Here is a 13,709-nt window from a genome sequence, read left to right on the forward strand (position 1 = left end):
CTGAGAGGTCAGAGGTAGCGCATCCACCAGGCGTCGCTCGCCCGCTTCGCCGCGGCGAAGCGGCGACAGGCGAACCAGCAGGGCACGGCGACCGCGGCGGCGATCAGCCACAGCCAGCCGACCGCGGGCACGCTGACCAGCCCGTCCTGCCCGATCGCGATCGCGACGACGCGGTTGCTGGCGTGGAGCAGGTAGAGGTGCAGCAGGTAGAAGAACAACGGCGCGCCGCCGAACACCGCCAGGATCGCGGCCGGTCGCCGCGGCAGCGCCTCCAGCCCGGCGAGCAGCCCCGCGCCGAGGCCGAGGGTGAACAGCAGGAAGTCGGCGGACGGCGGATATTTGGTCAGATTAACGAAGCCCAGCGCGGTGACGAGTGCGTCGTCGCCCGCCTGCCACGGCACGGGTTCGCCATAGCCGTTGACCAGCCGCAGCATGACGAAGCCGGCGAGCATCGCCAGCCCGGTCGCCAGCAGGCGTCGCCGCCGCCACACGGGCGCGACGTCGCGCGCGAACCAGGGCCCGATCGCATAGCCGAGCGCGATCACGCCGATCCACGGCAGCACCGGATAGGAGGTCCGCGCCCGCCCGCCCCACGGCAGGTCGATGAAGCCGCGATCGTGCAGGATCGCCCACAGGTCATGTCCCGGCTGTCCCGGCGCGATGCTGACGGGGTCGAGGAGATTGTGGCCGAGCAGGATGACGAGGCCGACCGCGACCAGCGCCGCCCGCGGCAGATGGACGAGCGCCGCGAGCGCGATCATCGACAGGCCGATCGCCCAGATCACCTGCAGGAAGACGGTCGCCGGCGTGACGTCGAAGGTCCAGGCGAAATTGACGACGGTCCATTCGAGCGCGACGAGGAACAGCCCGCGCTTGACGAGGAAGGCGGACGCGGCCGCCGCCCCGCCGCGCGGCGCGGCATACAGCCAGGCGGCGAGCCCGGTCAGCGCGACGAACACCGGCGCGCACAGATGCGCGGCGAGCCGGGTGGCGACCAGCGCCGGCGCGGTCGTGCGCAGATCCATGGGATCGCCGACCTGCGCGTGCAGGAAGAAGAATTCGCGGCTGTGGTCGACCAGCATCAGCAGGATCACCAGCCCGCGCAGGGCGTCGATCGACAGGATGCGGGGCGCTCGCGCCGGGGCAGCGGCGCGCGCGGAAACGGTCTCTGGCAGAACGAGGCTCCTTCTGCGCCGCGCGATGTTACATCATCCCGGAAAAGGCAAGCCGCGACTGCTGCCACCACGGGGCACCCTGCTCGCCTTCACGCCCGTTTCGGAACGATGATGGTCGCCGACGCACCGCCCTTTGGTCACCCCGGGCTCGATTCGGGGTCCCGCTTCCTCCCGACCGGCACCCTCAAAGGACGTAGCGGGACCCCGGATCGAGTCCGGGGTGACGGACCGAAGGTGTCGACGTCGCGGCGCCGACGAATCCCGTCCCGTCCTAGGCCGCCGCCGCCAGCGAGGACAGCAGGCCGGAGATGCGTGCGCGCAGGCCCGGTTCGCGGGTGATCTCCAGCATCGCGGTGAGGCTGCGCCGGGCGCTGGCGACATCGCCGTCGACCAGTTCGAGCCGCGCCCGCTCCCACCAGCCATGGCCATAGGCCGGCGCCATCGCCGTCATCCGCTGGTATAGCGTCAGCGCGCGCCGGCCCTGGCCCGCCGCCTCCGCACGCGTCGCCTGGTTGAGCAGCAGCCGCACCAGCACCGCGCGATTGGGCATCGCGGCGACGTGGCTGACCGCGGGGGTCTGCCCCGGCGTCATCGCCTGCACCATCGTCGCCAGTTCCTCGGCGCCGACCGGACGGCCGCCGCGGAACGGGTCGATCATCACCGGCGCGACGTCGTCGCCGATCAGCACCAGCACGTGACCGGGCACGTCGAGCACATGCGCGGTCCAGCCGAGCCGCCGCGCCGCCGCCACGTAGAGGATCGACAGGCTGACCGGCAGGCCGCGGCGGCGCTCGATCACCCGGATCAGATCGGCGTTGGCGGGATCGTCATAGGTCGCGGCATCGCCGGCGAAACCGAATTCCGCACCGAACACCTGCGCGAGCCGCTCGGCCTGCGCCCGCGCATCGGTCGCGCCGGGCGCCAGTTCGTCGAGCCGGTCGGCGATCGTGTCGAGCAGCGCGCGGCCGGGTTCGTCGTCGCCCTCGCGATGGTCGAGCAAGGCGAGCGCGAGGGCCGCCTGATCGAGGAGGATGTCCTCGTCGTCGAGCAGGCCGAGGCGAATGAGGTCATCTTCCATCCTGCCAAGATGGGCGCGCGGCGATGTTCCGCAACCGCGACCATCGGCCGGTTGCGACCCCGACGCGATTCGCTAAGCCGATGCGACGAAGCGCCCGCGGCCACGCGGCGCCAGCGAGAGGACCCGCGCCATGACGACGACCGCCGCCCTGCTCCGCATCATCGCCCCGCTCGCGCTGCTGGGCGCCGCCGCGCCCGAGGCGGGCGTCGAGCACCCGATCGTCCAGACCCGCTTCACCGCCGATCCCGCGCCGCTGGTCCACGACGGCGTCGTCTACCTCTACACCAGCCACGACGAGGACGACGCCGACGGCTTCAAGATGCTCGACTGGCGGCTCTACAGCTCCACCGACATGGCCAATTGGACCGACCGCGGCGTCGTCGCCTCGCTCAAGACCTTTCCCTGGGCGTCGCAGACCAACGACGCCTGGGCGCCGCAGGTGATCGCGCGGGGCGGCAAATTCTATCTCTACGCGCCGATCACCGTCGCCGGATCACCGCGCAACGTGATCGCGGTGGCGGTCGCCGACACGCCGGCGGGGCCGTTCCGCGACGCGCTCGGCAAGCCGCTGATCGCGCCGGGCGAGGGCTATTTCGATCCGACGGTGTGGATCGACCGCGACGGCCAGGCCTATCTCTACTGGGGCAATCCCGATCTGTGGTACGTCAGGCTCAACCGGGACATGGTGTCCTATGCCGGGCCGATCACCAAGCTGCCGCGGATCCGGGACTATCAGGAGGGGCCGTGGTTCTACGGGCGCAACGGCCGCTATTACATGGCGTTCGCCTCGACCTGCTGCGCCGAGGGGATCGGCTATGCGATGAGCGACCGGCCGACCGGCCCGTGGACCTACAAGGGCGAGATCATGCGCCACGATGCGCGCTCGACCGGCAACCATCCCGGCATCATCGACTATAAGGGCGGCTCCTACGTCTTCGGCTTCCATTACGAGCTGAACTTCGCGCTCACCCCGATCCATCACGAGCGGCGCTCGATCGCGGTCGCCAAATTCAGCTACAATCCCGACGGGACGATCCCGAACCTCGGCTGGTGGGACCGGACGCGCGCGCCGCAGATCGGCACGCTCGATCCCTACGCCCGCGTCGAGGCGGAGACGATCGCCTGGACCGGGCGGACCAAGCGCCCGATCGACCGCGCTTATGCCTGGACGCCGGGCGTCACCACCGCGCAGGAGGCGGCGCGCGTCTACGTCACCCGCGCGACCGATCGCAGCTACATCAAGGTCGCCGGAGTCGATTTCGGCACGCCGGGGGCGAAGCACTTCACCGCCGCGGTCGCCCGGGGCACGGCGGATGCGCGGATCGAACTGCACGCCGATGCCGTCGACGGTCCACTGCTCGGCACGCTGCCGGTCGGCGTCACCGGCGCGGCCGGACAATGGCAGCAGCGGACCACCGACGTCGCCGGCGCGAACGGGGTGCACGATCTGTATCTGGTGTTCCGCGGCAAGAGCCCCGGCTCGCTGCTCGACGTCGATTATTGGCGCTTCGACCGCTGACCGCGGTCACACGCCCAGCAGGTGCGCAACCTGCACGGTGGCGGCGAGATAGGATTCGAGCGCGCTGATCCCCGCGGGCGACAGCGTCAGCGGCGCGTCGAGATCGTCGCTGGTGTCGCCGACGATCAGCCCGGTCCGCGCCAGATGCTCCAGCCAGCGCGTCATCGTCCGCGGCGTGCAGGCGATCTCCGCGATAATCGTCCGCCCGGTCAGCCGCCGCCCCTCGGCATCGGCGACGAACAGGGTGAGCAGCACCTCCCACGGCCATTCGCCGAACAATTCGGCGGGCAGCAGATCGAGCCGCGACCGCCGGTTGACGAGGATCGCGCGCGCCGCCTCGCTCAGGCGGTCGCCGTGGCCGGCCGCCGCTCCGTCCTCCGCATTCCGCGCCCCCATCGCGCTCAGGCCTCCGGGTCCACGTCGATCGCATCGAGTGCATCGAGCGCCTCGCACAATTTCGCGGCGAGCAGCGTATGGCCGAGGTCGGAGGCACGCTCGACATGGTCGAGCAACTGGTGGCGCATCTGCCGCAAGACCAGCGGCTCGGCGTCGGCGACGGGATCGGGCCGCGCCCCGCCGGCCAGCGCCGAGACGAGGCAGGCACCGTCGATCGGCTTTTCGCAGCGGACCAGATGCGCATAGGCCGGCGGCACGTCGGCGCGATCGTTGCCGGTGGCGAAGACGCAGGGCGTGCCGCGCGCCAGCAGCAGGTCGACGACCGGATAGACCTTGTGATCGCCGAGATTGATGTCGAGCACCGCGCCGTCGATCTCCCCTTCCCGCGCGAGCAGGTCGAGCGCCTGCGCGACCGAGGGGACCGGCCCGATCACCACCGCGCCGGCGCGACGCAGCTTCCGCTCCATCGCATCGGCGACCATATATTCGTCCTCGACGACCAGAACCCGGCGGTTGTGCAGCAGCGTGTCAGACATCATCCAAACTCCCCACCCGCCCGATCCGACACCATCGCCACCGCGATGCGGCAGTGGACGCCATCATCGGTGAAGGCATAGCTCGTTTTCGCCCCCAATTGATAGGGTAAGGCGCGTTCGATCAACTGCCGGCCATAGCCGCCCGGCCGCGTCCTGGCGCTGACCGGCGGCAGCGTCACGCCGCTTTCGCGCCAGTCGACGTTCAGCCACAGGATGCCGTCGTCGGCGCGCTCGACGTCCCACAGCACGCTGAGCTTGCCGTCGCGCGCTTTCAACGCGCCATATTTGACCGCGTTGGTGGCGAGTTCGTGCAGCGCGAGCGCCAGGCTCTGCACCGCACCCGACCGGAGCGGCACGTCATGCGGTCCGTCGAGGATCAGCGAATCGGCGACGCCGTCGCGATGGAAGGCGCCGAGCGCGGTCAGTTCCGAATCGAGCAGGTCGCCGAACGTCACGCGCTGGCCGGCCGTGGCATGCGACAACAGGCTCTGCACCCGCGCGAGCGCGTGCAGCCGGTCGTTGAAACGATGTTCGAACGCCTCCAGCGAACCCGCGCCGTCGAGCGTCTTCTCGGCCAGCGACTGGACGATGGCGATGATGTTGCGGGTGCGATGCTGCAGCTCGGCGACCATCACGTCCTGCCGGTCCTGCGCCTGGCGCAGCGCGTCGATGTCGTTGGAGGTGCCGAGCCATTCGACGATCCGCCCGCGATCGTCGCGGATCGGCAGCGCGCGGGTGCTGAACCAGCGATAGCTGCCGTCGTGGTGGCGCAGGCGATGCTCGACATCGAACCCGCCGCTGTCCTGCGCCAGCGCCCAGGCGCTGGTGACCGCCACCACGTCGTCGGGATGGACGAAATCGAGCCAGCCGCTGCCGTGGCTGTCGCGCTCCGGCCGGCCGGTGACCGCCGACCATTGCGGGCTCGCCCAGAACCAGTCGCCCGCCAGTCGCGCCCGCCACAGCAATTGCGGCACGCCCTCGACCAGCGCGCGCATGCGGCGTTCGTTGTCGAGCACCGCCTCCTCCAATTGCTTGCGGACGTCGATATCGATGTTCATGCCGAGCCATTTCTGGACCGCGCCGCTCGCATCCCGCAGCGGGATCGCCCGCGCGTTCATCCAGCGATAGGCGCCGTCGCGCCCGCGCAGCCGATATTCGAGGTCGATCGGCTCGCACCGGCGCAGCGCCTCCAGCCAGATTCGCATCGTGGCGGCGCGATCGTCGGGATGCACCACGTCGAGCCAGCCGAGGCCGCGATATTCGGCGTAGCTCTGCCCGGTATAGGCACGCCAGCTGGGGCTGTCGGCGGTGATCGCGCCGTCGGGCGGCGTTTCCCAGATCGTCGTGGCGATGCCGTCGATCAGTTGCTGCGCACGCGCCTGAACCTCGCGGAATTCCGCATCGCGGTGACGGAAGCCGGCGGCCGATCGGGCGTGATCGATCGCCACCCACGCGCGCTCGGCGACGTCGTGCAACAGCGCGCGATCGGCGTCCTGCCACGTTCTGGCGCGGTCGTGCGCGATGCCGAGCGTCGCGACCAGGCGGCCGCGGCGCATCACCGGCACGACGATCCGCGCGTGCCCCGCCGGGTCGTCCGCGACCACCGCCCGCCCCGCGTGCAGCGCCGCCGCATCCTCGGGCTCGCACACAAGGCCGCCCTCGTCCGTCGCGTCGCTCCAGCGGCACCGGTCGACCGCCAGCCACGCCGCGACCATCGTGGTGACGCGGTCGCGGATGCCGGCGGCATCGTCGATCAGCTGGATCGTGTCGCTGAGCCTCAGCAGGAACGTCTGCCGCCGCTCGGCGTCGCGGAGCGATTCGGAGGTGCGCTTGAGCGCGTCGATGTCGCTGATCACGCTCGCCTGCCCGGTGATGCGGCCCTCGCCATCGCGCAGCGGGGTGGTCGCCACCCGCACCCAGATGTCCTCCCCGTCGTCGCTGGTGTAGAGCAGTTCCTGGCCGGGGACGACGCACTCGCCGCGGCTCGCGCGGGCGCCGGGGAAATCCGCCGAATCGAGCGGCCGGCGATCCCGGTCCCAGCCGCGCCAGCGCCAGCGCCGCTCCGGATCCTTGGTCGGCATGCTCCCGCTCGGGCAGAAGCGCTGATATTGCGCGTTGGAGACGACGATCCGGCCCTCCGTGTCGAGCATCGCGACGCCGACCGGCACGCTGTCGAGCGTGGCGGCGAAGCGGGTCTCGCTTTCGGCCAGCGCCGCCTCGGCGCGGGCGAGGCGCTGGCGCAGGTCGGCGATCGTTGCAGCATCGTCCATGCCGCTAACAACGCACAAACGCCGTTGCGATGCATCGATTGGCATCAGATTTGGTATAATTAATTCATCGCCTTAGCGTGAGCAGCGTCGATGCGGCGGTCACGCCGGCCGGGCGAGCCGTTCGGCGAGGAAGTCGACGAACACCCGCACCCGCGCGGGCAGATGCGTGCCGCCGACGAACACCGCGTGGATCAGCTCGACATCGCCCGGATTATAGTCTTCGAGCAACGGCACCAGCCGCCCGTCGGCGATCTCCGCGGCGACGCTGAACCGGCCGACGCGGGTGACGCCGACGCCGGCGGCGGCGAGCTGCCCCAGCGTCTCGCCATTGTTGGCAACGATGCCGCCATCGACGCACAGCGAGAGATCGCGCCCGTCGCGACGGAACGGCCAGGTCGGCTCGGCGCGGCGGAAGTTGAAGTTGAGGCAATTGTGCGCGTGCAGGTCCTCGGGCACGCGCGGCGTGCCGTGGCGTGCGAGATAGTCGGGCGCGGCGACGATCACCCGGCCGCTCTCGCCCAATTTGCGCGCGGTCAGCGCACTGTCGGCGAGCGGCCCGAAGCGTACCGCGACATCCGCCTGCCCGCCGGCGACATCGATCAGCGTATCGGTCAGCGCGATATCGACGAGGATGTTGGGATAGGCGCGCGTGAAGTCGCCGAGCAGCGGCACCACGCACAAGCGGCCGTGCGCCAGCGCGGCGTTCACCCGCAACCGCCCGCGCGGGCTGCCCTGATCGGCGATCTGCTGTTCGGCATCGTCGAGGTCGGCGAGGATGCGGCGTGCGGCGAGCAGATACGCCTGCCCCTCCGCGGTCAGCGCCAGCCCACGGGTGGAGCGCAGCAGCAGCCGCACGCCGAGCCGCGCCTCGATCCGGTCGATCGCCCGCGCGACCGCCGACGGGGTCAGCTCCAGCCCCCGCGCCGCGGCCGAGAAACTGCCGCCGTCGATCACCGCGACGAACAGGGCGAGCGAGCGGGCGCGATCGCCATTGCCTGCTATCTTTGCATCCATTGCACAGATCCTTCGCCTTACCGGGCGGTTCCGCGGAGACGATCCGCCCTGCATCTATGCACGCGACGCTGAACCGCGAAAGGGTTGATCATGGAATACCGCCAATTGGGGGCATCGGGGCTGCGCGTGCCGGTGCTGTCGTTCGGCACCGGCACGTTCGGCGGCACCGGGCCGTTGTTCGGCGCCTGGGGGCGGAGCGATGCCACGGAGGCGCGGCGGCTGGTCGATATCTGTCTCGACGCCGGCGTCACGCTGTTCGACACGGCCGACGTCTATTCGAACGGCGCGTCGGAGGATGTGCTGGGCGCGGCGATCCGTGGCCGGCGCGACGCGGTGCTGCTGTCGACCAAGACCGGCCTGCCGATGGGCGACGGGCCGCAGGACTGGGGCGCGTCGCGGGCGCGGCTGATCGACGCGGTCGAGGCGGCGCTGCGGCGGCTGGGCACCGACCATATCGACCTGCTGCAACTGCACGCCTTCGACGCCGGCACGCCGACCGAGGAGCTGATGGGCACGCTCGACCGGCTGATCGCGGCGGGCAAGGTCCGCTATGCCGGCGTCTCCAATTATCCCGGCTGGCAGGTGATGAAGGCGCAGGCGCTGGCCGACCGGCATGGCTGGCCACGGCTGGTCGCGCATCAGGTCTATTATTCGCTGATCGGCCGCGCCTATGAGGCCGATCTGATGCCGCTCGGCCGCGACCAGGGGATCGGGGCGCTGGTCTATAGCCCGCTCGGCTGGGGGCGGCTGACCGGCAGGATCGGGCGCGGCCGGCCGATCCCGGCGGGCAGCCGGCTGCACGAGACCGAACAATTCGCGCCGCCGGTGGCGGAGGATCATCTGTACCGCGTGATCGACGCGCTGGAGGCGGTTGCGGCCGAGACGGGGCGGAGCGTGCCGCAGGTCGCGATCAACTGGCTGCTGCACCGGCCGACCGTCTCCTCCGTCATCATCGGCGCGCGCGACGAGGCACAGTTGCGCGACAATCTGGGTGCGGTCGGCTGGGCGCTGACGCCCGCGCAGATCGCCGCGCTGGATGAGGCGAGCGACGTGCTGCCGCCCTATCCGCATACCCCCTATCGCCAGCAGGAGGGCTTCGCCCGCCTCGCCCCGCCGCTCGTCTGAACCGGGAATCGATCGATGAAACTCCACCCCCCTCTCCTCGCGCTCGCTTTGGGCGCGTTCGGCATCGGCGTGACAGAGTTCGCGCCGATGGGCATGCTGCCGATGATCGCGGACGATCTCGGCGTCACGATCCCCGCCGCCGGGTTGCTGGTCAGCGCTTATGCGCTCGGCGTGCTGATCGGCGCGCCTTTGATGACGCTGACCACCGGGCGGGTAAACCGGCGGACGCTGCTGATCGGCCTGATGGGCATCTTCACGCTCGGCAATGCGCTGTCGGCATTGGCCGGCGGCTATTGGCTGCTGATGGCGGCGCGGGTCGTCACCTCGTTCAACCACGGCGCATTCTTCGGCGTCGGCTCGGTGGTCGCGGCGAGCCTCGTTCCCCCGGAGCGACGCGCCGGTGCGGTCGCGGCGATGTTCTCGGGCCTGACGATCGCCACGATCGGCGGCGTCCCGCTCGCCACCTGGGCGGGCGAGGTGCTCGGCTGGCGGGCCGCCTTCGCGGGGATCGCCGTGGTCGGTGTCGTCGTGATGATCTCGCTGCGGCTCGCGCTCCCCTCGCTGCCCGCTCCGGCGGAGAACGACATGCGTGCCGAATTGCGCGTGCTCGCGCGCGGTCCGGTATCGCTGGCATTGGCGCTGACCACGATCGGCTTCAGCGGCGTATTCACCGTCTTCACCTATATCGCGCCCATCCTCCATGACGTGACACACGGCTCGACCGGCTATGTCACCGCGATGCTGATGCTGTTCGGGATTGGCGCGACGATCGGCAATACGCTCGGCGGGCGGCTCGCCGATCGCTCGGTGGACCGCGCACTGACTATCATGCTCGCGGTGCTGACGCTCACGCTCGTCGCCTTCGCCGGGCTGATGCACTGGCCGCTTCCCGCCGCCGTCGCGATCCTGATCTGGGGCGTGGCGAGCTTCGCGATCGTGCCGCCGTTGCAGATGCGCGTGATGCAGGCGGCCGCGGACGCGCCCAACCTCGCCTCGGCGATGAACATCGGGGCGTTCAACCTGGGCAATGCGATCGGTGCGGCGCTCGGCGGCGGGGTGATCGGCGCAGGGCTCGGCCTGCCCGCGGTGTCGCTCGCCGGCGCGGCGATGGCGGCTGCGGCGCTCGTGCTGCTGCTCGCCGCCCGCCGCCCGGCGCGCGCTGCCTGCCCAGCATAGGTGACGGGCGGGGGTCGGGCGGCGACCGGCCTGCGTCAGCGGTTCCCTACGCCGTCGGCGCCCCGGTCAATCAAGATAAGCGGTGCGCAGCCGGATTAGGTCCGCCGCCGACAGCCCCATTTCGTCGCGCAACCAGCCGGTTGCACCACCGGAATGCGCGTCGAGCACCGCCAGCGCCGCCTCGATATAGCGCCGGTCCGCCGCCGCCAGCGCCGCGGTGACGCCGGGCGGCAGATGCGCCCAGAGCGTATCCGCCTGCGCCGGGCTGGCGAGGAGCTTGGCGGCGTCGAGGTAGCGGTTGGTCAGCAGATAATCCTCGACCACCGTCTCGCGCGGTACGCCGAGCGCGGTGAGCAGCAGCGCGGCGGCGATGCCGGTGCGGTCCTTGCCCGCCGAGCAATTGAACGCGAGCGGGGCGTGGCCGGCGAGCAGTTCGGCGAACATCCGGCGATACTGGCCGCGGAACTGGCCGAGCATCTTGGGATAGCTCGCGGTCATCGCCGCTCGTGCCGCCGCCGGCGTCCAATCCTTCATCGCGCCGGCGGGCAGGAAGTCGCGCGTATCGAGCAGATAATCGTCGCTCAGCACCGGCGGCGCGCCGCGCGCCGGCCAATCGACCGGCTCGGCGGCGCGCTCGCGGGTGTCGCGCAGGTCGCAGACGACGCGGATGCCGCGCCGCTGCAATTCGGCATAATCGGCCGCAGTCAGCCCGTGCATCGAACCGGAACGGTACAACAGGCCCCATTTGACGTGCCGCCCATCCACGGTGGCATAGCCGCCGAGATCGCGGAAGTTGCGCCCGCCCTGCAACGGCAGCAGCCGTTCGTGCGCGGTCGCGGTCGCGACCGGCTGCGACCGGGCGACCACAGCGCTGCCCGACACCAGGGCGACCAGCGCCACCGTCGCGGCGGATGGTACGATACGCATCAGAAGGTCACCTGCACCTGGCCACCGAGCGTCCGCGGTTCGTTGTAGAAGCCCTGCAGGCCGGTGGTGACGTACAACGCCTTGTAGAAGACATGCTGTTCGTCGAACAGGTTGCGCGCCCAGACCGACAGCGTCACCTTCGAACCGCCCTGCCCCATGGCGATATCGGCGAGCGCCAGCGACGTGTTGACGATGAACGCGGCATCGCCCTTCGGCTGGTAGACGTTGGCCGGGTTGTTCGCGCCGACGTACACGGGATCGTTGGAATTGGCGTAGAAGCCCGAATCGTAATTGCCGTCGATATGCGCGCGCAGCGTCACGCCGGTCAGCGGCAGTTCGAAATCGGCGGCGGCGCTCGCCGAATCGCTCGGCGTGTAGGTCTGGTAGATCGGCACGGCGAGCGTGCTGAGGTCGCCCTTGGCGTTGGGATAGGGGTTCACCGCCGGCGGGATGTGGACATAGGTATGCGCGTAGGAGCCGTGGAGCGTCAGCCCGCGCGTCGGCATCACCGTCAGTTCGGCCTCGACGCCGTGGATGCCGCCGGTGCCGGGCGCGTTGAGCGTCGAGATCGTCGTGCGCGTCGTCGCGCCGTTCTTTCCGTCGACATAGGGGCGCTGGAAGTCGATCTGGATGTCCTTGTACGTCCCGGCATAGGCCGCGATGTTGAAGCGGGCGTGGCGATCGAAGAATTCGGTCTTGGCGCCGATCTCGAACACCGAGACCGTTTCCGGATTGAACGCGTCATATTCCTGCGAGCGCGAATTGGCGCCGCCCGATTTGTAGCCGGTGCTCCATTTGCCGTAGACGTGCACGTCGCGGGTGGCGTCGACGGCGAGATTGACCATCGGATCGACCCGCGACCAGCGCGCGTCGAGCGGCAGTTCGCGCGATACGCCGCGGCGGTCGACCGGCAGCTTGCCGTTGACCGTGAGCAGCGTGCCCTGCTTGGCGTCGCGGCTCCAGCGCAGGCCGCCGGTCAGGTGGAGGCGGTCGTCGAGCGCCGCCGGCGTCCAGGTCGCCTGGCCGAAGGCGCCGATGCTGCTGGTCTTCACATAGCTGGCGCGGTCGATCCGCTGCGCGGTGTAATCGAGCGGCAGCGCTGCGTAATTCGCCACGTCGGTGCGGAAGTTGGGCGGCAGGATCGTATAAGCGGTGCAGGCCGAGGTGGTGCATTGGTTGGTGTAGAAGGCGCGGGCATTGTCCTCGACATGCTCCTGATAATAAAGCGCGCCGGCGACGAACTGCACCTCCGCCACGTCGCCGATCAGCTGCACCTCCTGGCTGAACTGGTTCTGGCGGAAATCGGCGAGGCTGTAGCGTGAGAACGGCAGCGGGATGGTGTTGCCGCCGAAATCCTTGCTGACGAAGGTGGCGGTCGGCGCCGACAGCGTGCTGGCCGCGGAGCCGTTGTCATATTGCGTCTGCGTCATCGCGCGATAGGCGCTGATCGACTTGACGGTGAGCGCCGACGCCGGGTGATAGGCGAGCGTCAGCTGGTTGCCGCGGACCTTGCCGACGCTGGGCTGCTGCGGCACGCCGACATTGGCGTCGCGCGCGCGCTGCGGCTGGACGGTGCCGAGCGGCGCCTGCTTGTACGTGCCTGCCGCAAGCAACTGGAGATAGAGCGGGGTCGAGGCGTCGTAGGAGGTGTCGAACGAATAATCGGCGCTGAAATCCGTGGTCGGCTTCCACAGCAATTCGTAATGCAGGCCGCGCTTGTCATAGGCGTTGAAGCCGTCGGCGCCGGTCAGCGGATTGCGCACCAGCGGGCCGCGATGGCTGACGACCGCATCGATCTTGACCGCGAGATCCTGGATCGCGGGCAGATCGAGATGCACCTCGCCCTTATAGGCGCCGTAATTGCCGATGCCGGCGATCGTATTGAGGTGGAATTCGCCGCTCGGCCGCTTGGTGACGATGTTGACCGCGCCGCCTTCGGTGTTGCGGCCGAACAACGTGCCCTGCGGCCCCTTCAGCACCTCGATATTCTCGATGTCGAACAGCGCGGTGCCGAGTCCCTGCGCGCGGCCCAGATAGACGCCGTCGATATAGACGCCGACGCCCTGGTCGCGCGCCGGCTGGTTGCTGTCGCTGAGCACGCCGACGCCGCGGATATTGACGATCAGCGCCGAGTTTCGCGAGTAGAACGGCGCCACCTTCAGCGACGGGATCGATCCGTCGCCGAGGTCGGCGAGCGACACGACATGGCGGTTGGCGAGATCGTCGCCGCTCAGCACGCTGATCGAGATCGGCGTCTTCTGCGCATTCTGCGGCCGCTTCTCGGCGGTGACGACGATATCGGCAAGCTGGTCCGGCGTCGCCTCGGGCGTCCTGTCGGCGGCGACGACGCTCTTGGGATCCTCGGCGGCGACGACGCTCTTGGGATCGTCGGCGGCGAACGCGGGCGTCGCGATCAGCGTCGAGCAGACGGCGGTCGCGGCGAGCAGCCGTGCCGCAATGGCGGTGTTGGTGAATGACATGACAAAGCCCCCC

General features: G+C 69.9%; 11 protein-coding genes. 3 read left to right on the plus strand and 8 right to left on the minus strand.

From position 1 onward, the window contains the following. Positions 1 to 8: 8 nt before the first annotated feature. Both SFC76_RS03830 and SFC76_RS03835 read right to left on the minus strand, forming a co-directional pair. Entirely contained in the window at positions 9 to 1,202 is a 1,194-nt protein-coding gene (locus SFC76_RS03830) for a DUF1624 domain-containing protein (protein WP_322848625.1), read from the minus strand. 244 nt (positions 1,203 to 1,446) lie between these two features. Continuing rightward, positions 1,447 to 2,253 carry a transglutaminase-like domain-containing protein gene (locus SFC76_RS03835; RefSeq protein ID WP_322848174.1) on the minus strand — a complete coding sequence of 269 codons (807 nt, stop codon included), beginning with the start codon at positions 2,251 to 2,253 and terminating at the stop codon, positions 1,447 to 1,449. A 130-nt stretch (positions 2,254 to 2,383) separates the two neighbouring features. On the opposite strand from SFC76_RS03835, the gene SFC76_RS03840 reads away from it, so the two are divergent. Continuing rightward, the gene (locus SFC76_RS03840) at positions 2,384 to 3,772 is read left to right on the plus strand and encodes a glycoside hydrolase family 43 protein (RefSeq protein ID WP_322848175.1); all 1,389 of its coding nucleotides are present in this window, start codon (positions 2,384 to 2,386) and stop codon (positions 3,770 to 3,772) included. A gap of 6 nt (positions 3,773 to 3,778) precedes the next feature. On the opposite strand, the gene SFC76_RS03845 is transcribed toward SFC76_RS03840, so the two are convergent. The 4 genes from SFC76_RS03845 to SFC76_RS03860 form a co-directional block, all read right to left on the minus strand. Next, complete coding sequence (locus SFC76_RS03845) at positions 3,779 to 4,168, minus strand: hypothetical protein (protein ID WP_322848176.1); 390 nt, start codon at positions 4,166 to 4,168, stop codon at positions 3,779 to 3,781. 5 nt (positions 4,169 to 4,173) lie between these two features. Further along, entirely contained in the window at positions 4,174 to 4,707 is a 534-nt protein-coding gene (locus tag SFC76_RS03850; protein WP_322848177.1) for a hypothetical protein, read from the minus strand. Then, the gene (locus SFC76_RS03855; RefSeq protein ID WP_322848178.1) at positions 4,704 to 6,974 is read right to left on the minus strand and encodes a PAS domain-containing protein; all 2,271 of its coding nucleotides are present in this window, start codon (positions 6,972 to 6,974) and stop codon (positions 4,704 to 4,706) included. The genes SFC76_RS03850 and SFC76_RS03855 overlap by 4 nt, the downstream gene beginning before the upstream one ends. A gap of 99 nt (positions 6,975 to 7,073) precedes the next feature. Then, entirely contained in the window at positions 7,074 to 7,988 is a 915-nt protein-coding gene (locus SFC76_RS03860; protein WP_322848179.1) for a LysR family transcriptional regulator, read from the minus strand. Positions 7,989 to 8,078: 90 nt separating this feature from the next. On the opposite strand from SFC76_RS03860, the gene SFC76_RS03865 reads away from it, so the two are divergent. After that, on the plus strand, positions 8,079 to 9,113 hold the full coding sequence (locus SFC76_RS03865) for an aldo/keto reductase (RefSeq protein WP_322848180.1): 1,035 nt from the start codon (positions 8,079 to 8,081) through the stop codon (positions 9,111 to 9,113). A 15-nt stretch (positions 9,114 to 9,128) separates the two neighbouring features. Continuing rightward, positions 9,129 to 10,289, plus strand: coding sequence for an MFS transporter (locus SFC76_RS03870; protein WP_322848181.1), 1,161 nt, complete (start codon positions 9,129 to 9,131; stop codon positions 10,287 to 10,289). Between the two features lie 66 nt (positions 10,290 to 10,355). On the opposite strand, the gene SFC76_RS03875 is transcribed toward SFC76_RS03870, so the two are convergent. Continuing rightward, positions 10,356 to 11,216 carry a tyrosine-protein phosphatase gene (locus SFC76_RS03875; protein ID WP_322848182.1) on the minus strand — a complete coding sequence of 287 codons (861 nt, stop codon included), beginning with the start codon at positions 11,214 to 11,216 and terminating at the stop codon, positions 10,356 to 10,358. Continuing rightward, entirely contained in the window at positions 11,216 to 13,696 is a 2,481-nt protein-coding gene (locus SFC76_RS03880; RefSeq protein ID WP_322848183.1) for a TonB-dependent receptor, read from the minus strand. Before SFC76_RS03880 ends, SFC76_RS03875 begins: the two co-directional genes overlap by 1 nt. Positions 13,697 to 13,709: the final 13 nt, after the last annotated feature.

The sequence above is a fragment of the Sphingomonas sp. CD22 genome (assembly GCF_034556155.1).
Taxonomy (GTDB): Bacteria; Pseudomonadota; Alphaproteobacteria; order Sphingomonadales; family Sphingomonadaceae; genus Sphingomonas.

Coding starts and splice junctions, on each gene's coding strand:
- SFC76_RS03835 (WP_322848174.1), bottom strand. CDS start 2,253: ATGGAAGATGACCTCATTCGCCTCGGCCTGCTCGACGACGAGGACATC.
- SFC76_RS03840 (WP_322848175.1), top strand. CDS start 2,384: ATGACGACGACCGCCGCCCTGCTCCGCATCATCGCCCCGCTCGCGCTG.
- SFC76_RS03845 (WP_322848176.1), bottom strand. CDS start 4,168: ATGGGGGCGCGGAATGCGGAGGACGGAGCGGCGGCCGGCCACGGCGAC.
- SFC76_RS03850 (WP_322848177.1), bottom strand. CDS start 4,707: ATGATGTCTGACACGCTGCTGCACAACCGCCGGGTTCTGGTCGTCGAG.
- SFC76_RS03855 (WP_322848178.1), bottom strand. CDS start 6,974: ATGGACGATGCTGCAACGATCGCCGACCTGCGCCAGCGCCTCGCCCGC.
- SFC76_RS03860 (WP_322848179.1), bottom strand. CDS start 7,988: ATGGATGCAAAGATAGCAGGCAATGGCGATCGCGCCCGCTCGCTCGCC.
- SFC76_RS03865 (WP_322848180.1), top strand. CDS start 8,079: ATGGAATACCGCCAATTGGGGGCATCGGGGCTGCGCGTGCCGGTGCTG.
- SFC76_RS03870 (WP_322848181.1), top strand. CDS start 9,129: ATGAAACTCCACCCCCCTCTCCTCGCGCTCGCTTTGGGCGCGTTCGGC.
- SFC76_RS03875 (WP_322848182.1), bottom strand. CDS start 11,216: ATGCGTATCGTACCATCCGCCGCGACGGTGGCGCTGGTCGCCCTGGTG.
- SFC76_RS03880 (WP_322848183.1), bottom strand. CDS start 13,696: ATGTCATTCACCAACACCGCCATTGCGGCACGGCTGCTCGCCGCGACC.